Source organism: Parabacteroides goldsteinii (assembly GCF_020091425.1).
GTDB classification, from domain to species: Bacteria; Bacteroidota; Bacteroidia; order Bacteroidales; family Tannerellaceae; genus Parabacteroides; species Parabacteroides goldsteinii.
Genome location: NZ_CP081906.1, coordinates 2,284,402 through 2,304,066, shown reverse-complemented (window position 1 = coordinate 2,304,066; position 19,665 = coordinate 2,284,402). Strand labels below are relative to the sequence as shown.

Here is a 19,665-nt window from a genome sequence, read left to right as displayed (position 1 = left end):
GCATATGTCTCTCATTGGTATATTGGCACATTTTCAAATTAGCATATTATTAATTAACTAAATAAATCGAGAATGAAGAAGCAAGTAATGAGCCTCCTGCTGTGTGGTAGCCTGATGGCGGCAGCACAACAGCCGGTAGATTATGTAAACCCTTTTATCGGGACCAGCAACTACGGGACTACTAATCCCGGAGCCATCTGTCCCCAGGGTATGATGAGTGTCACTCCATTCAATGTGATGGGATCGGAGAGCAACCGCTTCGATAAAGACAGCCAATGGTGGTCCACTCCATACTCCGCCGACAATGACTACATGACAGGTTTTGCCCATGTAAACCTGAGTGGGGTAGGTTGTCCCGAATTAGGCAGTCTGTTATTGATGCCGACCGCCGGCGAACTGAAAGTCGATTATCGGGAATATGGTAGCAAATATAAGGATGAAGTAGCTCATCCCGGCTATTATAGCAATGTCCTGACAAAATATGGTATCAAGACCGAAGCGACAGCCAGTATGCGTACCGGCCTTAGCCGTTTCACTTTCCCGAAAGGGCAGGGGAATATTCTTCTGAACCTGGGAGAAGGATTGACCAACGAAACCGGAGCAACCGTTCGTATCGTCAACGAAACCGAGATTGAAGGAAGCAAGTTGCTGGGAACTTTCTGTTATAACTCGCAGGCCGTTTTCCCGATCTATTTCGTAATGAAGGTCAGCAAGGCTCCCAAGTCGATGGGATACTGGAAGAAACAGCGTGAAATGAAAGGTGTGGAAGCCGAATGGGATGTCTATTCAGGCAAATACAAACTATATACCAAGTATAACCGTGAAATGAGCGGTGACGATGTCGGTGTATGGTTCACCTATGATACGGAAGAAAACGAAGCCATCGAAGTCAAGATGGGGGTCTCTTTTGTCAGTATCGAAAACGCCCGTCTCAACATGAATACGGAACAACCCGGTTTCGATTTCGATAAAGTCAGGACAACCGCCAGCAATATGTGGAACAGCGACCTGTCTCGTGTAAAGGTAGAAGGCGGTAGCAAAGACGACAAGACAATTTTCTATACCGCTTTATACCACCTGCTGATTCATCCGAACATTATTCAGGATGTGAACGGTGAATACCCGATGATGGAAAGCCTGAAAGTAGGTCATACTACCGGAAACCGTTACACCGTATTCTCTTTGTGGGATACCTATCGTAACGTAAGTACCTTGATGACCTTGCTTTTCCCCGAACGTCAGCTCGATATCATCCGTACCATGGTCGATATGTATAAGGAAAGCGGCTGGTTGCCTAAGTGGGAACTATACGGACGTGAAACCCTCACGATGGAAGGTGATCCTTCCATACCTTATATAGTAGATGCCTGGATGCGCGGCCTTCGTGATTTCGATGTAGAAACAGCTTACGAAGCGATGCGTAAAGGAGCTACTACACCGGGTGAGTTCAACCTGCTTCGTCCGGACAATAACGATTATATGAGCAAAGGATATGTTCCGCTTCGTGAACAATACGACAACTCCGTATCCCATGCTTTGGAATATTATATAGCTGACTGGAACCTGTCCCAGTTTGCCAAAGCTTTAGGAAAGAAGGAAGATGCAAAACTCTTCTATGACCGCTCGATGGGCTATAAGCATTATTACAGTAAAGAATTCGGTACACTTCGTCCGATTCTGCCTGATGGAACATTCTATTCTCCCTTCAACCCTAAACAAGGTGAAAACTTCGAACCCAATCCCGGTTTCCATGAAGGAAGTGCCTGGAACTATACTTTCTATGTTCCCCACGATATCCCCGGTCTGGTTAAGCTGATGGGAGGCCAGAAGAAATTTGTAGACAAATTGCAGATGGTATTCGACGAAGGCCATTACGATATGGCAAACGAACCGGATATCGCCTATCCATATCTGTTCAGTTATTTCAAAGGTGAAGCCTGGCGTACACAGAAGCTCGTTCGTGAATTGTTAAGTAAATACTATCATAATGCACCGAACGGTCTTCCCGGCAATGATGATACCGGTACCATGTCAACCTGGGCCGTTTTCTCTATGATGGGATTCTACCCGGCTTGTCCCGGCGATATGGATTATGTACTGACTTCGCCGACCTTCAATAAGGTTACCATCAATTTGAATAAGAAATTCTATCCAAAAGGTGAGTTAGTAATCGAATCCATGCATAACAATCCGGAAGACATCTATATTAAAGAAGTAACAGCCGACGGAAAGAAGCTAAAAGGCTATACTATTTCTCAGGAAGAATTGGTAAATGCCGGAACGCTTAAATTCATTTTGGAAGATACGCATAAGTAAGAAAAATAAATTATTGTAAGGGAGCCCTGGGGAGTAATGAACTTCTCAGGGCTTTTTGCATTTAGGAAACTGCATTATGAGCGTAAAGATTGATAGGGTTATTTGTTATTGGATGTAAAATCTTTAAAAAATAATGAAGGGGTAATTCAAAATGACTAGAAAAAACGATCGTTTTTTCTAGTCATTTTTTTGTGCTGCAAAGGTAAGTGATATTTATTGAAATACAAAGAGTTTCTGAGAAATTATCTATTTGTTCTTCAATGTTTTAATTCGTTTTTTTCAAAAAGCCGCTTCAATCATAGGTTAACAAAAATTAGGTAAATATAGTGACTAGAAAAAACGATCGTTTTTTTTAGTCACTCCAATGACCTTTAAGTATAAGAATTACAATGATTTATGTAGGTTGGCCGCTTGGGACTGACGAACTTTTTTACATAATATCCTTAATTTACAACTTATGAATATCAATGGTTTTGCACTAGTATTATCACGCGTTAAATTTTTTAACCGTTGGATCGTCCTATTTATTGACTTATTTCTATCAATTCTAGCTACTGCTACTTCTCTGTCATTCCTATGGTATATCCTTGGAACAGAGCTTGTGGACGATTCTCTATTTCATATATTATCCATTTCTTTCTGCAGCAGTCTGGTGAGTTTCTTTTTGTGCCAGACCTATAAAGGTGTGATCCGGCATTCTGCATTTACAGAAGCTGGACGTCTTGCTTTATCCTCATTAATAAAGGTACTTTTCATCGTCGTTTTGGTCTACTTGACTACGACGATTCAATCTCCTCGTGAATTAGCCTTAGGAGCTGTAGTAGACTTGTTCCTTACCTTCTTCCTTTTGACAATACTCCGTGTTTTCATGATCGTTTTCTATTCAATTATAGTCAATAGTGTATCCTTGAATCAAGGAAAATTATTGATCTATCAGGGTGATAAATCCGGAACTTTCTTGTTTGATGCTTCCCTGAGTGACAAACTATTGTATAAAGTTTGTGGTTTCCTGCGCTTTGGAGATCATACCTGTTTACGTGTAGGAAAATACAGAATTTATTCAATTAAAAAGCAAGTAGACTTTAACCATTTGGTTAATAGGAAAAATATTAAAGCAGTATTGTTTACGGACTATCATTTAGTAAAAGAAGAGAGTGAGCGTTTAGTCCGTTATTGTGAAAAGAAGAAAGTTCGTATGTTGATGCTTCCTTCTGTCGATGAATTGAAGAAAGGTAAGGTTAATTTCCGTAATCTCCCTGAAGTACATATAGAAGATTTATTAGGTCGTGAGGAAATCTGTATCAATATGACTGAAATCGCCACTTCCTTGAAAGGCAAAGTTGTTTTGGTAACCGGAGCCGCCGGTTCTATCGGTAGCGAATTATGCCGTCAACTATGTACATTCAATCTGAAGCAATTGATCTTGTTTGACAGTGCAGAAACCCCTATGCACAACATACGTTTGGAACTGGAAGAAAAATTTCCTCAGGTAGAATTTGCTGCTGTAATGGGAGATATCCGGATGATCGACCGTGTAGAGTCTCTTTTCTTGCGTTTCCAACCTCAATATGTATTTCATGCGGCAGCTTATAAGCACGTACCTTTGATGGAGGAAAATCCTTGTGAAGCAGTCCATACGAATGTATATGGAACCCGTAATGTGGCGGATATGGCTGTCAAATACAATGTAGATAAATTCATAATGATTTCTACCGATAAGGCGGTTAATCCGACTAACGTAATGGGTGCTTCCAAACGCCTGGCAGAAATCTATGTACAAAGTTTAAGTATCGCTATCAGCAAAGGCTTGCATCCGGGTAAAACCCGTTTTATCACGACTCGTTTTGGTAATGTTTTAGGAAGTAACGGTTCTGTTATTCCCCGTTTCCGTGAACAATTGGCAAAAGGAGGCCCTTTGACAGTGACTCATCCCGACATCATCCGCTACTTTATGACAATCCCGGAAGCGTGTCGTTTGGTACTCGAAGCTGCATTTATGGGCAAGGGCAATGAAATTTTTGTATTCGATATGGGAACTCCTGTAAAGATCGTTGATCTGGCTCGTCGTATGATCGAACTGGCTGGTCTTATCCCCGGCGAGGATATCGAAATCCAATACACCGGTCTTCGCCCGGGAGAAAAACTGTATGAGGAACTTCTGGCAACAAAAGAGAATACCCTTTCTACCAATAATGCCAAAATATATCGTGCCCAGGTGAGAGAATATGATTACAATGATATTTGTACGGTTATGAACCCGCTGATTACATTGGCGATTAAAGTCGATAAGATGGGAACAGTCCAAATGATGAAAGGGATTGTACCGGAGTTCAAGAGTAAGAATTCGGTGTATGAGAAACTTGATAAAGAATAAATGTTCCTTTTTTGTAAATAATAAGTTTTAGAAATAAAATATGCAAGATAAAAGTATCATATTGCATTTAATTAGGGATATGTTTAAGCAAACATTTCTTTGTGTGGGTAAAGCTATATCTGATTCTCAGTCTTGGAGAAAAGCGCTGGGTAATTCTGATTGGGATTTTAATTTTATTAGATAAATCTTAAAATGAAAGTTCTTCAGATTAATACAACATACAACTTTGGAAGTACGGGAAGAATAGTTGCAGGTATTGATAGGGTACTTGCTGGCGCTTGCATTGAATCCTATGTCGCTTATGGATATGGTAACTTACAGGATACTCATCACTATAAGATTATCAATCAATTAGACTCGTATAGTCATAACATTTGCTCAAGGTTGACAGATGGACAAGGGTTGTTTTCTTCATACAAAACAAAGAAACTGATTAACTATATAGATGATATCAACCCGGATGTTGTACAACTGCATAATCTTCACGGTAATTATTTGAACTATGAAATACTATTTAACTATCTAAGAATAAAGGATTGTAAAGTAGTATGGACTCTACATGACTGTTGGGCTTTTACTGGTCATTGTGCTTACTTTGATATGGTTGGTTGCAATAAATGGAAAATTCAGTGCTGTAATTGTCCGCAAAAGAATGCTTATCCACCTTCAGTATTTGCAGACTGTAGCCGAAGAAACTACAATAAAAAAAAAGAACTCTTCCTTTCATTAGGTAAGAGGTTGGTTTTGGTACCAGTATCTAACTGGTTATCTGATTTGCTTAAAGAAAGTTTCTTTGCTGGAACAAGTATTAAAGTTATACATAATGGCATAAATCTGGAGAAATTTAAAATCTATCAAAAGATTAATGTTAGGCCCTATATTTTGGGTGTAGCTGCACCATGGAATAAGAGAAAAGGTCTTTCGGATTTTATAAAATTAAGGGAAATACTCGATCCTGCAATTGATATAGTGTTAGTTGGATTGTCAAAACAGCAGATTGAGTCATTATCCAATGGAATAGAGGGAGTAGAACATACTAATAGTATTGAGGAACTTGCAAAATTATATAGTGGTGCCATTGCATTCGTAAATACGACGTATGAGGATAATTATCCAACTGTCAATTTGGAAGCAATTGCTTGTGGTACTCCTGTAATAACTTATAAAACAGGAGGCTGTGTGGAATCGGTGAATAGTGATTGTGGAGTAGTTGTGGAACAAGGATATGTCAATGATCTTATTAAGGCTATTAGTCTAATTCGTAATAGAAGTTTCCAATTCCGTTCTGATGATTTAAGAAGTTTTGCAGAAAGCAATTTTAATGAGGTTGATTGTTTTAAATCTTATTTGAATCTTTATAAATTAATATCGGTATGATACCATATATATTAATGCTTCTCTTTATTATTTTTTGTATATATAGAGAGGATAAGCTTAATTCGAAGAAGAAAATAAGACAAAATTTTATTGGAGCTTTAGTACCTGTGTTAGTGCTAATTGCTTTTAAAAGTCCAGAAATAGGATCTGATACTTCTGGATATTTGCTAAGTTATGAAATTTTGGGTCAGTATGGAACATTTGAATCAATAGAAGATCGTGGGTATGGACACATAGAGTTAGGTTATAAATATTTCATATATTTTTTGTCTAGAATGTGTACAATATCCCAAACTCTTTTGTTTGCAGTAGGTTTGATTGTGTGTTATGCTTTATATAAATTTATTTGGAATAATGCTCAAAATAAATGTTTGCTTCTATTCTTATTTATAACAATGGGTTTTTTCCAATTTGCTATGAGTGGTATAAGACAAACAATTGCAATTAGTATAACTCTATTATCATACCGATATATCAAGGATCGTAAATTTTACTGGTTTATATCATTCATGATTCTTGCTTGGTTATTTCACAAATCGGCACTCGTTTTTTCTCCAGTATATTTTATTGCAAACCAGGAAATTACATCCAAAAAAGTAGTGGTGATGTTTGGGGCAATGTTTGTTTTATTCTTTTCTGCTGATAAGTTATTACTGTTTGCTGCAGATACAATGAATTATAAGTATGGTATAGAGGAAACAGATAATGGATATATGTTCTTTTTTATTGTGCTTTTGATTACAATTTTAGTTACACGTTCATGTAGTCAGTTGATTATAGCAAATACCTATAATAAAATGGTTATAAATATCAATTTTATATCACTTGCTTTATGGACATTAAGACTTATAAGTAGAACAGCTGAACGAGTTTCATTATATTTTATGCCTTATACTTATCTCTCATTGGAAGAGTATATAATGACAAGAACTATATGTAGACGAAGACAATATGTGTTTTTTATAATTATCCTAGCTAGTGCTTTATTTCTTAAGCGTTTAGGTGAACAGAAAGAATTGTGTAATTTCAAATTTTTTTTCCAGTAATAATATCAATTATTGTATCAAACTTTTCAATCATCCAGGGAAGAGCTTTGTGTGATGAAATAGAAAGAGCTTGATAAGGTTTTTGTCGGTTGGATAGCGAGAATAGCCAATTTATTCAATTAAAACTAATATATCAGAATATATAAGAACACTGAAGAGTAGCGCATAATGGAACAACAAATGAAAACTTATTTAAGATTTAATCCATCAATATGTTCAATCAATATTGGCGATCAAATTATTGCACAGAGTGTTATAGAACAAATGAAGTGGTTATTTAGCGGTAATTTTGTAATAGACGTATCCTCTCATCAACCTATTTCATGGATATACTATTCACATGTACTTCAAAATGTTGATTTGTCTTTTGTGATAGGGTCTAATTTATTAAGAGGAAAACTAAATAGTGTGGACCGACAATGGGATATCAATATTTTTAATGCAAAACAATTGGGACCTGCAGTTCTGATAGGCGTGGGATGGCGTGCATATGGAGAAACTCCAAATTGGTATACAAGACAAGTATATCAAAAAATATTGTCTCATAATTATATGCATAGTGTACGGGACAACTATACAAAAGATATGCTGCAAAAGATTGGATTTAATAATGTCGTAAATACATCATGCGCTACCATGTGGGGATTTACTCCAGAGTTTTGCCGAAAAATTCCTACGACAAAGGCTGATACTGTGGTAACTACTGTAACAGACTATAACCAAAATTTGAGTAGGGACAAGGCTATGATCGATTGTCTAAAGGCTAATTATAAAAAAGTTTTTTTATGGGTGCAAGGTATCGGTGATTTTCAATATATAAAAGAATTAACTGATATAAATGATATTTGTATTATTGAGCCTTCTCTTATCGCTTTTGATCGTATATTGATGAATACGGATATAGATTATGTTGGGACTCGTTTACACGGGGGAATCCGCGCACTTCAAAAAGGACGGCGAACATTGATCGTTGGCATTGATAATCGGGCAAAAGAAAAGGAGAGAGATTTCAATCTACCAGTGATAGATCAAAATGAAATCTATCAGTTGGTGGAACGAGTAAATCAGCCGTTTGATACCAATATCAGAATTCCACTACATGAAATTGAAGAATGGAAAGCTCAATTTCGAAAAAGCTTATAGAGTGATAAGATGAAGATAACATTTATTTTACCGGCAATCGGATTGCATCAATTAGCTATATCCAATGAACTGTATCAGCAGTTGGGGGATGATTTTTGTTTTATTGCAACACAAGACATTAGAAGCGGTCGGTTTGGATTGAATTATGATGTTATAGCAGATGAATTGCCTTATGTGATAAAGGCATATGCTTCTGAGAAAGAGAAAAAACATGCATTTGCAGTTATATCGGACAGTGAAGCAATAATAATAGGATCATCTCCGATGGAATATACAGATTGTGCAAATCAAAACCAGAAAGCATTGCTTTTACGATATTCGGAACGTTTTTTCAAAAACGGAATTTGGAGAAGATTTGTACCTAAAACGAGAGTAACTATCAAACGACAATTTCTGACAAAAAAAGATAATTTGGCAGTTATTTGTTCCAGTGCATATTTACCATATGATCTTTCGTTTTTTACCCAAAAAGTGAGAACATTTAAATGGGGATATTTTCCGGAAATAAATTCTTATAATTTGAATAAATTAATGGCGAACAAACCTGTTAAAGCCAAAATCTTATGGGCGGGGCGTATGTTGAAATTAAAACATCCGGAACTGGCCATTGAAGTTGCTGAAAAATTGAAAAATGTAAAACTAGAATTTCAAATGACAATTATAGGGGAGGGGGAATTAAAGGAAAAATTGCATAAAGATGTTTTTCATTATCACTTGGAAGACTGTGTAACGATAAAAGATGCGGTAGAGACTCAAGAATTGCAACGAGAAATGGTAAATTCTAATATTTTTCTCTTTACGAGCGACTTTAGAGAAGGTTGGGGAGCCGTTTTGAATGAGGCGATGAACGCTGGATGTGCTTGCATTGTTAGTCACGCACCGGGAGCAGTTCCATTTTTGATTTGTGATGGGAACAATGGTGTTGTATACGAAAGCGGCAATAAAGCGGATTTTTTTCAAAAGGTCGAACGGGTTGTATGTGATCAGGATTTTAGGACAATGTTAGGACGAAATGCCAACCTGTCTATTATGACTGATTGGAATCCGAAAACTGCTGCACAGCGGTTGATACAATTTACAGACGAATACGCTAAAACTGGGGAATATATGTTTTTTGAAAAAGGACCGTTAAGTACTGCACCTATTATTCAAAACAATTGGTATCAGGGAGGAAAAAATGATTCAAAATAAAAATGATTTTCTAGCTTATGTGGAAGCTGATAAATATGCTTCTCGTAAACAGACGAAACATCCTGTTCCTGTGCACGATGTGATTTGGAAGTTTGAAATTCTAATGAGAAAATGCGAATATTATCAAAATTGTAAGTCTGGTTTATGGAATAAAATAGTAGAGAAGTTTTATAAGTATTGGTATATACGTCTTGGGCAGAGATTGGGATTTTCCATTCCTCTTAATGTATTTGGTAAAGGACTTTATATTGCACATTACGGGTCTATTGTTGTAAATGAAGAATCAAGAATTGGAGAAAATTGTAGAATTCACGAGGGAGTGTGTATTGGGGCTGATGGAGAAAAGGGGGCTCCTCAAATCGGAAACAATGTTTTTATAGCAACTGGTGCTAAAATCATTGGAAATGTTAAGATTGCCGATGGCGTGGCGATTGGTGCAAATGCCGTGGTTGTGAAGGATATCCTTGAATCAAATACGACTTGGGCGGGTGTTCCTGCGAAAAAAATCAGTAATAAAGGAAGTGAAAAGTACATTAGAGCAAGATTGTAAAAATGAAAGCAATCAAATAACACTTGAAGATATATTATCATTATATACAGAATCTTATGAAGTTTCCGAGACGAATAGGACTTCACATTAACGACTTTAGCATCATTAGTAATAACTGTGCTGGTGGTTATATGTATCAATATTATAGTATAAGTTATAAAACACCAGCAGAAGGAATTAGGAGCGACTGAATCAGATAAAGTTCCAGTAATAGATGATAATGTATTTATTGGTTGGAGGGTTGCAATCGTTGGTGATATTATAATAGCAGATAATGTGAAAATAGGAGCTAACGCTGTAGTTGTAAAAAGTATTGATACTCCGAATGTTTCTGTTGGAGGCGTTCCTGCTGGCAGGCTGTTTGGGCGCTATCGCTTTATCATTTTTTTTGTATGATTATAGCAAAGAGAATTACCTTTAATTTGGTTTTGCTATACAGTAAAGGTTCTATCATCATATTAGCTTGGCAAATTCTGTTTTTGTTTTTGATTAATATTGGGGGACAATCATTTTCACAACTTCACGATGATATTATAACATTTATTTTAGCAATCATCATTTATATACTTTTTATCCCTGTTCTTTCCTTTGTGTCAAAATATTGTCCTATATTTTTGGGTTATAGAAAATGAAAAATCAAAAATTAATCAGATTGCGGTATGAATATAATTAGATATGTAAAACAAGTCTTAAAACCTTACTATCATGCGTTAGTGAGCATGATGAAGTGGAAAAGACGCATTGGGCTTCATTGTAAAGATTTTAGTATCATTAGTAATAATTGTACTGGGGGGTATGTATATCAGTATTATGGAATAAGCTATAAGACACCAACTGAAGGAATTGGATTGAGTATTGATGATTATTTGAAACTTATTAATCGTCCAGAGCATTATTTTAAGCACTCATTGACGTTTATTGAACCAAGCATTACTCCACGTTATAAAGAGGGTGAGCATTTTTCATATCCTGTGGCTTGTATTGATGATATAATAGTATATTTTCGTCATTATTCAACACCCGAAATTGCCGCTGATAAGTGGTTAAGGCGTAGTTCTAGAATAAATTACGGTAAGTTGTTTTTTTTATTAACAGAGTCAGAGACTATGCGAGATGAACATTTAGAGATATTTAGTAAATTTATAGATGAAACAGGTAAGAAAGGAGTGTTACTGACAAGTATTGATAAAAATTTGCCTCATGTAAAATATGTGCCAGATGTTCCTAGAAGAAATAGTGTGTTAATGTGGAAACCCGAGATAGTAATATCTACGTTAAATTGGAAACGTATAATAAATAGTTTATGAATAATTCTTTAATAAGTATAATTGTTGCTATATATAAAGTAGAAGAGTATCTTCCTAAATGTATAGAAAGTATATTAAACCAGGCCTATAAAAATATTGAACTTATTTTGGTTAATGATGGTTCCCCAGATAACTCGTTGGAAATATGCAATGAGTATGTCATTAAGGATGCACGTGTAAGGGTGATTAATAAAGATAACGGAGGTCAAGCAACTGCACGTAATAAGGCATTAGATATTGCTAATGGTGATTATATCGGATTTGTAGATGGTGATGATTGGATAGAAATTGAAATGTATCAATTGCTCTATAACACAATGGTAGCCGAGAATGCTGATATTGTCCAATGTGGATGGTATAAGGTGGAATCAAGCCTGCAAAAGAAATGTCCATATAAAGAACATTTTAAGGAGATATATACTTCAGATGAAGGTTTATTAGAACTTATTAAATCTCAAGGAAAGCATTTAAATACTAGTGTGTGTTGTAAATTGTTTAAGAAAGAGATTATACAATCAATAAGATTCAGTCCAGTACGAGCTTATGAAGATGATGAATTTCTGTTTAAAGCAGTGTCGATTGCAAAAAAGATAGTTTGTATTGATACTCCGCTTTATAATTATTTGAATAGGGATAATAGTACTATGACTGCAAACTTCAATTTGAACAAGATAGCCTTAGTTACTATTCAGAAAAATATCTGTGATATAATAAAAGTGAGATTTCCTCAATATTTTAACTATATGCAGAAAGTGTTATGTTCAAAACAATTTTATATTCTTAATTGTTTGATAATCAATTGTTATTTAGACAAAGACTCTGCGTATGCGAATGAGTTGGAGACTTCTATCATGAAATCTTATTCTGAATACATGGTTAATCCAGAAATGAAATATAATAAATTGATGTTAGTTCTGATTAAATACACTCCAAGACTAATATGGAGTAAAATTCTGAGACTAAAATTTTCTTAAAATATGAGAGTCATATTCATTACGGATAGTTACTACCCTTCTCCATCTCCAAATGCGATTTGTGTTAAAAAATTAAAAGATGTGTTTGATGAGAAGGAAATAACTACAGATATTATTGCTGTTCGGACATTTTCGAAGAATACAAAGTTGCTCCGTGATAACTCTATTCACTTCGTTAATCCTGATTTTTTATTTTCAGCACTTATTGAAGCTAAAGCAGCTAACAATTTTAAACGTTTTAGTTTTATTTCTAAATTGTTTAAAATTCGGGGAGCTGTTTATGGATTATTCTGGCCGTTGATTTCTTTATCGAATATTATTAAGTATACTAATGCTATTGGAAAACTGATAAATAAAAGTAAAGAAGAAATCATTGTTGTTGGTGTATATAAATCGCTTGAAGGAGCGGTGTCTGGAGCTATCGTAAAAAGAATATGGAAACGAGGTACTTATGTACTTTATACTCTTGATGCTGTTTCTGGTGGTATTATACCTAGAGTGTTAAAAAGTCAATATATCTCAAATAAATCAATCAAGAGATGGGAACGATTCCTTTTTAAGGCTTATGATTTACTATTTGTAATGCAATCTCACAAAAACTATTATGATAGTAATGAATATTCTTTATTTAGAAATAAAATCCATTATGTAGATATTCCATTATTTTCTATGAGAACTGTAAAGGAGAATATTCTAAATGAAGGAAAGATACATTTCGTTTTTACAGGAGGAATTTCGAAGAAAACAGCTAATCCTTTGTATTTCTTACAAATATTAGATTATTTGCATGATGAAAGGTTTGTGTTTGATGTATACGGTAAAATTTATAATCGTGATATAGAAGAGAAATTAATAAGTTCTAAATACACAAAATATCATGGAGTATTTTCTCATGAAGAAGTTCTTGAAATTCAGTCATGTTCTAATTGTTTACTTAATTTTGGAAATTATACACCGTGTGCAATACCGTGTAAGATATTTGAATATTTTTCAACTGGTAAACCTATTATATCATTCATAAAAATTGATGATGATGCTTCATTGCCATATATCACTAAGTATCCCAATTCTTTAATTATTGATGAAAGACTAAGTATAGAAATTAATGCTCTATCATTGAAGAGGTATGTGGATGCTCTTTCTTCTACCAGTGTAGAGGATTTACAATCTATTTTCTTTGAGAATACACCTGAGGCTACTGTTGATCGAATTTTAGCATGTAAAAATGGAGAATAATTTGAAGAGTAAAGTCCTTTCCGGTCTGTTTTGGCAATATTTTCAGCGTATTGCCAATCAACTGGTCGGTTTTATAGTTTCTATTATTTTGGCGCGTTTGCTTCTACCTGAAGATTTTGGGGTAGTTGCGTTAATGGGGGTTTTTATTACTGTATCAAATATCTTTATTGATAGTGGTTTTGGAAATGCTTTAATACAAAGAAAAAGTATAGATGAGTTAGACACCTCTTCCGTATTTTACATTAATTTGTTTGTTAGTTTTTTCTTGTATGGATTATTGTTTATTATCTCTCCAGTAATAGCCCGATATTATGGAATGCCGTCATTGTCTGATTTCCTTCGAGTTCAAGCAGTTCAAATAATTATAATGGCTTTCTATTGTGTCCAACATTCAATGCTTGTTCGTAACATGAAATTCAAAATCAATTTCTATGTCAATTTCACCGCTGTTCTGATTTCTGCTATTGTTGGAATTACGCTTGCATATAATGCATACGGAGTATGGAGTTTGATTTTTTCTCAACTTAGTATGCAATTTGTTTGCTGCGTTGGTTTATGGCTTCTGGTTGGATGGAGGCCCAAACTGAAATTTTCGTTCAAACGATTACAAAGTCTTTTGGGATATAGTTCTCGTATTTTAGGTGGGTCATTGTTACATGTTATCTATAATAATGTTTACAATTTAGTTATTGGTAAGCAATACACATCCTCTCAACTTGGATACTATAATAGAGGCCAATTGATTCCTACCATTATAATTGACAATGCAGCCAATACAATAAATGGTGTAATGTTTTCTGCTCTGTCAAGTATTCAAGATGATAAAGAACGATTCTTATCAGTTGTAAGAAAGATGGTCTCTATTGTTGCTTTTATCGTATTCCTTATTGTTTCATTAATGTTGCCGTTGGCATCTGATGTTATTAGTTTGCTATTAACAGATAAATGGCTACCAAGTGTTCCATTTATGCGGATAGTATGCTTGACAGTCTGTTTTACTCCTTTTATATTGATTAATTCTGCAATATTGACAAGTCTAGGAGAGAGTGATAAATATCTTAAAACGACTATTATTTCAAAAATTCTTTCTATTATATTAATACTTGGAGCATCACTTATCGGGATTTATTATATGGTAGGTGCTGGTAGTATAGCAGCTGTTGTTTCTGTTATCGTTACAGGCTATTGGAATGAAAAACTTATTAATTATTCTCGAATGACATTTTTACAAGATATTCTACCGTCAATGCTATTGGGCTGTATATCAGCTTGTTTGGTGTATTGTATAACTCTTTTTAAAATGAATTCTTTGATTACATTATTGTTGGGGGGGGGAGTTGGTATAATATTTTATTTGTGTGGCGCTTATATTTTCAAGTTTAGACAAATACAAACTATTGTTGAAATAATTAGAAAATAATGAATAATACATTCAACCCTTTGGTCAGCATCGTCATTCCTGTATATAATGGTTCAAACTTCCTTGCTCAAGCTATTGATACCGCTTTGGATCAGACCTACAAAAATATAGAGATAGTAGTAGTTAACGATGGATCGAAGGATGAGGGTGCTACTGAAAAAGTTGCACTTTTATACGGTGATAAAGTCAAATATTATTCCAAACCTAATGGTGGGGTTTCGTCTGCTCTTAACTACGGTATTGAAAAGATGCAAGGTGAGTATTTCTCATGGCTGAGCCATGACGATCTTTATGAACCAGAGAAGGTAGAGTGTGAAATTGATGAATTGGCGAAGATACATGATAAAGAGAATGCCATCATCTGTTGTGCGGATGCTTTAATTGATGCGGACGGGAAGCCTATCTACCATCCATCATTAAAACTAGAAGGTAGGTATACAGGTGAAGAACTGTTTAAGACTTTCTTTACTAAACATTTGATTATAAATGGATGTACTCTGCTGATACATAAATCGGTCTTTGCAAGGTGTGGTAATTTTAGTACATTCAAGTATATACAAGATATTGAATGTTGGGTTAAATTTATGCTGAACAATGTCTCTTTTCACTTTATCAAAATGCCATTGGTTAAGATGCGTGTTCATGATGGTCAAGTGACGGTAAAATACCCAGAACTGTATTATGTAGAAATGAGAAAATTTTGTAACGATATTATAGATAATTATATTATCCCTAAAAGAATGAATGACAAATGTGTTGAAGCTTTCATGGCTTTCCAATACAAAAAGAATGAAAAACAGATATACAAAAGACTTGAAGAGGTTTATGGTAATGTGATGCCTTTTAATAAATACTATTGGCTATTGTATGGATTCGTATTTAGAACTGTTCGATTTATATATAATAAGATGTTAAAGAAGTAATTGTATGAAAGAACATAAGATCTTGTTTGTCGCTAATGAAGCTAAAGAACACATTATGAAGTTTCATCAACCTACTATGCAAATGATGTTGTCAGAAGGCTGGATTGTTGATGTCGCTTGTGGTGGCAAGGTAAATATACCATATTGCGATAATCAATATGAGTTACCGATATGCAGATCACCGTTCCACAGCAAATTGTACAAAGGTTATAAGCAGTTGAAAAATATTGTAGACAATGGTGATTATGATATTGTATATTGTCATACAACTGTAGGTGTTATATTGGCTCGACTTGCAGCAAGATATGCAAGAAAAAAAGGAACAAAAGTTATTAATTTTGCTCATGGAACTTATTTTTATAAGAGTGCTCCCTTAACCAATTGGTTATACTATCCTTTGTATAAGTATCTTTCAACAGTTACAGATGTAATTATCACTATTACTCAGGAAGATTTTGATTTTACAAAAAAACATTTTTCTCATGCAAAGACGTTTTTTGTTAATGGTATTGGGGTTGATACTGAGAGATTTAAGTGTAAACTAAGCCATACACAACGAGTAGAATATAGGAACCAATTAAATATCCCTATAGAAGCTACAGTTCTTATTTATTGTGCAGAACTAATTCAAAATAAGAATCAAAAATTGTTGATTGACTCACTAAATATGGCATTGAGAAAAAAATCTAAAATTTATCTTTTATTAGTTGGTATAGATCATAATAATGGTGAATATGAAAAGTATGCAAAATCTTTAGGGGTAAATTCCCATGTTAGGTTCTTGGGTTGGAGAAACGATATAGCTCAATTATATAATGCATCAGATATTTGTGTTGCATCAAGTATCAGGGAAGGATTTGGTTTGAACTTGGTTGAAGCAATGCTATGTGGTATGCCTGTTATTGCAACAAACAATAGTGGTCACGCTTCGATAATAAAGGATGGTTATAATGGTTCTCTGGTGGAGTTAAATTCCCCTCAATTATTTGCAAATAAGATAATAGAACTATCGAACAATGTAATATTAAGAGAAAATTTTGTTAAGAACGCATTGAAGGATATTGATAAGTATAGTTCTTCTTCTATATTAAAAGAATTACGAAATATATTTTATACGACAATTTCCGGTAGTTGATCTATGCAATGAAACATATATTACTGATAAATGCAGAAGGAGTGCAGGCAATTTGTTTGGCACGTTCGCTTCGAAAGCAAGGGCATCGTGTGGTGGGGTTTTGCAATCACAAAATGACCAGTGGTTATGCAACGCGTTGGTTGACAGAGAAACATCTGTCACCAGACATTACGCTTCATAAGGAAGAAGCCAAGGCGTTCCTGTTTGCTTACTTGAAGGAGCACAAGATTGATCTCATCATTCCTTTGGCTGATGACGGTGCAGAATTTCTGAGTCGAAACAAGGAGAAGATAGAGAGTACTTTTGATTTGAGGTGTGCTATTCCTTCGTTCGACATCTTCAATGTGGCAAACAATAAGCAGCTGTTGATGGAACTTTGTGAAAAGTATACTATTTGTCATCCGAAGACTCGTGAGCTGAAAGATGGCGAGTTGAAGGAAATTGCTGAATATGTAGGTTTTCCTGCTATGATCAAACCAAACTTCTCTCAAGGGGCAAAGGGAATTATGAGTGTGGCTAACATGCAGGAATTGGAAGAAAAATTTCCTTGTATCCATAAGCAGTTTGGAACTTGTACCCTCCAGCAATATGTTGAGCAACCTGACTATTACTACAATGTAATGCTTTATCGTGATAAGAAGGGAAATATGGATAACTACACTATCATTAAAATCCGCAGATATTTTCCATTGAAAGGAGGTAGTAGTTGTTATAGTGAAACAGTTGAGCATCCGTTCTTATTGAATCAATGTAAGGTGGTTTTGGAAAAGTTGAATTGGGTAGGTTTTGCAGACTTTGATATACTAGAGGATAAGAATTCAGGCGAACTGAAAATTATTGAGATTAATCCTCGTGTGCCATCCAGTTTTCAGGCTGCTTTTGCAGCAGGAGTGGATTTCGGAAAGGTGTTTTTAGCTGACGAGTTCGATAATCCAATGCCAAAATTTGATTATGAGGTAGATAAGCAGGTTCGTTGGATGGGATTAGATGTGATGTGGTTCGTATTCTCTAAGAATAGATTTAAATGCAAACCAAGTTGGTTCAAGTTCTTTAGTAAGAATGTGAGCTATCAGGATGGTGCATGGAATGATCCATTACCTATGCTGGTAGGTATGCTTGCTGGAGTGGTTAAATATATGGATCCTAAATTTAGAAAATCTAAGTTAAAAGGTTAGACATAAACACTCAAATTAGGGCTAAACTTTAATGCGTTTTTTACTGAAATTTTTAACGATTATAGAGATTTTTTGTCTGTGTGTCGATAGTTAAAAGCCAATCATTAAAATAGAATATGATATGAATTACTTAATCGTAGTTGCTCATCCTGATGATGAGATTTTAGGTGTGGGAGCATCGATCTATAAATGGATTAAAGCGGGAGATACGGTTGACATCTGTATTATGTGTACGGAGGCTAAGGCCCGGGCTTTTAGGCCGAGAGATAAAGAGTTAGCTGCCGATTTGAATGCATCGGCAGCTTATTTAGGTATTAATAAAAAATATGAGGGAACATTTCCGAATATAGAGATGAATACTGTTCCTCATATCCGGTTAGTGCAGTTTATTGAGCAGGCGATTTTAGCGAGTGAGCCGGATATTGTCATTACCCACCATTCTGCTGATACCAATAATGATCATCTTCAGACTTCTTTAGCCTGTCAGGAGGCAATTCGGCTCTTTCAGAGAAGACCGGAAATAAAGCCAACTCAAGAAATGTGGTTTATGGAAATACCTTCTAGTACGGAGTGGGCTTTGAATACAGCTATGAACCGTTTTCATCCCAATGTATTTGTGGAGGTCGGCAAAGATGGTGTAGAGGCTAAAGTTAAGGCTTTGTCAATGTACAGGGGGGTGATGAGACCGTATCCACATCCTCGTAGTAGTGAGGCTATTGGAGGTCTTGCAGCCTATAGGGGGGGGCAATCAGGTTGTAACTTTGCAGAGGCATTTGAGGTGGTATTTCGTAGAATATAATATTATGTATAGAGTCGTTAAAAGATCATTTGATTTTATTTGTGCTTTAATTGGTCTTATCGTTACTGCTCCGTTATGGTTGATTGCAATTATTGGCATTCAAGTTTCCGATCCAGGTCCAATATTCTATATCGCCACAAGAATAGGAAAAGGTAATAAACCTTTCAAAATGTATAAGTTTCGCTCAATGAGAGTAGCGATTGGGGCGAATGAGAATAGTTTACGGGCAGATACTGATAGGATATTTCTTTTTGGAAAGTTTATCCGGAAGGTAAAAATTGATGAGCTTCCACAGCTATTGAACGTATTAAACGGGACGATGAGTATTATAGGCCCTCGTCCTGTGGCGAATGATCAGGAAGAACTCTTCAGGACGGGAAAGTGGAATCTGGCGGCAGAAGTCCCAGTTGGTTTAAGTGGTCCGGCTGCTTTGTATGATTTTATTTATGGAGATCAGATTTCCGATGAAGTCGAATATATGGAGAAGGTTTTTCCGACAAGACGTGAACTTGAATACATTTATGTCAGAAAGATGGGTTTTGGGTATGACTTGAAGATGATAGTTTATACGATTATATGTATTCTTTATACCTTGTGCGGAAAAGAGGTGACGTGGATATTAGATGAATTGACGGAATCAGCTAAAGATACTGTATGAGTCCAAACTAATCAATGAAATATAAAATAATAATTAATTTT

Annotated in this window: 17 protein-coding genes; all 17 read left to right on the top strand. The window is 35.3% G+C overall.

The genetic code is table 11. The features are described from left to right. Positions 1-72 precede the first annotated feature (72 nt). The 17 genes from K6V26_RS10720 to K6V26_RS10635 all read left to right on the top strand — a co-directional run bounded on the left by K6V26_RS10720 (position 73) and on the right by K6V26_RS10635 (position 19,624). Positions 73-2,316: a GH92 family glycosyl hydrolase gene (locus K6V26_RS10720; protein ID WP_224265321.1), complete on the top strand. Its 2,244-nt coding sequence runs from the start codon at positions 73-75 to the stop codon at positions 2,314-2,316. A 457-nt stretch (positions 2,317-2,773) separates the two neighbouring features. After that, positions 2,774-4,690, top strand: coding sequence for a UDP-N-acetylglucosamine 4,6-dehydratase family protein (locus K6V26_RS10715; protein ID WP_224265320.1), 1,917 nt, complete (start codon positions 2,774-2,776; stop codon positions 4,688-4,690). Positions 4,691-4,882: 192 nt separating this feature from the next. Next, entirely contained in the window at positions 4,883-6,067 is a 1,185-nt protein-coding gene (locus tag K6V26_RS10710) for a glycosyltransferase (protein WP_129696685.1), read from the top strand. Beyond that, positions 6,064-7,113: an EpsG family protein gene (locus K6V26_RS10705; protein ID WP_129696684.1), complete on the top strand. Its 1,050-nt coding sequence runs from the start codon at positions 6,064-6,066 to the stop codon at positions 7,111-7,113. The genes K6V26_RS10710 and K6V26_RS10705 overlap by 4 nt, the downstream gene beginning before the upstream one ends. Positions 7,114-7,293: 180 nt before the next feature. After that, positions 7,294-8,256 (top strand): polysaccharide pyruvyl transferase family protein, encoded by a 963-nt coding sequence (locus tag K6V26_RS10700; protein WP_195585695.1) that lies wholly within the window; start codon positions 7,294-7,296, stop codon positions 8,254-8,256. 9 nt (positions 8,257-8,265) lie between these two features. Further along, on the top strand, positions 8,266-9,447 hold the full coding sequence (locus K6V26_RS10695) for a glycosyltransferase (RefSeq protein WP_129696682.1): 1,182 nt from the start codon (positions 8,266-8,268) through the stop codon (positions 9,445-9,447). After that, positions 9,434-9,997 carry a serine O-acetyltransferase gene (locus K6V26_RS10690; RefSeq protein ID WP_129696681.1) on the top strand — a complete coding sequence of 188 codons (564 nt, stop codon included), beginning with the start codon at positions 9,434-9,436 and terminating at the stop codon, positions 9,995-9,997. Before K6V26_RS10695 ends, K6V26_RS10690 begins: the two co-directional genes overlap by 14 nt. A 56-nt stretch (positions 9,998-10,053) precedes the next feature. After that, positions 10,054-10,188, top strand: coding sequence for a DUF1919 domain-containing protein (locus tag K6V26_RS28730; protein ID WP_129696680.1), 135 nt, complete (start codon positions 10,054-10,056; stop codon positions 10,186-10,188). A 468-nt stretch (positions 10,189-10,656) separates the two neighbouring features. Next, entirely contained in the window at positions 10,657-11,304 is a 648-nt protein-coding gene (locus tag K6V26_RS10675) for a DUF1919 domain-containing protein (RefSeq protein ID WP_129696679.1), read from the top strand. After that, complete coding sequence (locus tag K6V26_RS10670; RefSeq protein ID WP_195585693.1) at positions 11,301-12,278, top strand: glycosyltransferase family 2 protein; 978 nt, start codon at positions 11,301-11,303, stop codon at positions 12,276-12,278. Before K6V26_RS10675 ends, K6V26_RS10670 begins: the two co-directional genes overlap by 4 nt. A 3-nt stretch (positions 12,279-12,281) precedes the next feature. Next, the gene (locus K6V26_RS10665; RefSeq protein WP_224265319.1) at positions 12,282-13,514 is read left to right on the top strand and encodes a glycosyltransferase family protein; all 1,233 of its coding nucleotides are present in this window, start codon (positions 12,282-12,284) and stop codon (positions 13,512-13,514) included. 1 nt (position 13,515) lies between these two features. Then, a complete protein-coding gene (locus tag K6V26_RS10660; protein ID WP_224265318.1) occupies positions 13,516-14,934 on the top strand; it encodes a lipopolysaccharide biosynthesis protein in 1,419 nt (472 codons plus the stop codon). After that, entirely contained in the window at positions 14,934-15,857 is a 924-nt protein-coding gene (locus tag K6V26_RS10655) for a glycosyltransferase (RefSeq protein WP_129696675.1), read from the top strand. Before K6V26_RS10660 ends, K6V26_RS10655 begins: the two co-directional genes overlap by 1 nt. Before the next feature lie 4 nt (positions 15,858-15,861). After that, entirely contained in the window at positions 15,862-16,992 is a 1,131-nt protein-coding gene (locus K6V26_RS10650; RefSeq protein WP_129696674.1) for a glycosyltransferase family 4 protein, read from the top strand. A gap of 8 nt (positions 16,993-17,000) precedes the next feature. Further along, positions 17,001-18,167, top strand: a complete 1,167-nt coding sequence (locus K6V26_RS10645; protein ID WP_129696673.1) for a carboxylate--amine ligase — start codon at positions 17,001-17,003, stop codon at positions 18,165-18,167. 121 nt (positions 18,168-18,288) lie between these two features. Further along, a complete protein-coding gene (locus K6V26_RS10640; protein WP_129696672.1) occupies positions 18,289-18,966 on the top strand; it encodes a PIG-L deacetylase family protein in 678 nt (225 codons plus the stop codon). A 4-nt stretch (positions 18,967-18,970) separates the two neighbouring features. Further along, positions 18,971-19,624: a sugar transferase gene (locus K6V26_RS10635; protein WP_229102539.1), complete on the top strand. Its 654-nt coding sequence runs from the start codon at positions 18,971-18,973 to the stop codon at positions 19,622-19,624. Positions 19,625-19,665: the final 41 nt, after the last annotated feature.

Bases quoted from the DNA above. Each gene is read 5' to 3' on its own strand.
- K6V26_RS10720 (WP_224265321.1), top strand. From the start codon at position 73: ATGAAGAAGCAAGTAATGAGCCTCCTGCTGTGTGGTAGCCTGATGGCG.
- K6V26_RS10715 (WP_224265320.1), top strand. From the start codon at position 2,774: ATGAATATCAATGGTTTTGCACTAGTATTATCACGCGTTAAATTTTTT.
- K6V26_RS10710 (WP_129696685.1), top strand. From the start codon at position 4,883: ATGAAAGTTCTTCAGATTAATACAACATACAACTTTGGAAGTACGGGA.
- K6V26_RS10705 (WP_129696684.1), top strand. From the start codon at position 6,064: ATGATACCATATATATTAATGCTTCTCTTTATTATTTTTTGTATATAT.
- K6V26_RS10700 (WP_195585695.1), top strand. From the start codon at position 7,294: ATGAAAACTTATTTAAGATTTAATCCATCAATATGTTCAATCAATATT.
- K6V26_RS10695 (WP_129696682.1), top strand. From the start codon at position 8,266: ATGAAGATAACATTTATTTTACCGGCAATCGGATTGCATCAATTAGCT.
- K6V26_RS10690 (WP_129696681.1), top strand. From the start codon at position 9,434: ATGATTCAAAATAAAAATGATTTTCTAGCTTATGTGGAAGCTGATAAA.
- K6V26_RS28730 (WP_129696680.1), top strand. From the start codon at position 10,054: ATGAAGTTTCCGAGACGAATAGGACTTCACATTAACGACTTTAGCATC.
- K6V26_RS10675 (WP_129696679.1), top strand. From the start codon at position 10,657: ATGAATATAATTAGATATGTAAAACAAGTCTTAAAACCTTACTATCAT.
- K6V26_RS10670 (WP_195585693.1), top strand. From the start codon at position 11,301: ATGAATAATTCTTTAATAAGTATAATTGTTGCTATATATAAAGTAGAA.
- K6V26_RS10665 (WP_224265319.1), top strand. From the start codon at position 12,282: ATGAGAGTCATATTCATTACGGATAGTTACTACCCTTCTCCATCTCCA.
- K6V26_RS10655 (WP_129696675.1), top strand. From the start codon at position 14,934: ATGAATAATACATTCAACCCTTTGGTCAGCATCGTCATTCCTGTATAT.
- K6V26_RS10650 (WP_129696674.1), top strand. From the start codon at position 15,862: ATGAAAGAACATAAGATCTTGTTTGTCGCTAATGAAGCTAAAGAACAC.
- K6V26_RS10645 (WP_129696673.1), top strand. From the start codon at position 17,001: ATGAAACATATATTACTGATAAATGCAGAAGGAGTGCAGGCAATTTGT.
- K6V26_RS10640 (WP_129696672.1), top strand. From the start codon at position 18,289: ATGAATTACTTAATCGTAGTTGCTCATCCTGATGATGAGATTTTAGGT.
- K6V26_RS10635 (WP_229102539.1), top strand. From the start codon at position 18,971: ATGTATAGAGTCGTTAAAAGATCATTTGATTTTATTTGTGCTTTAATT.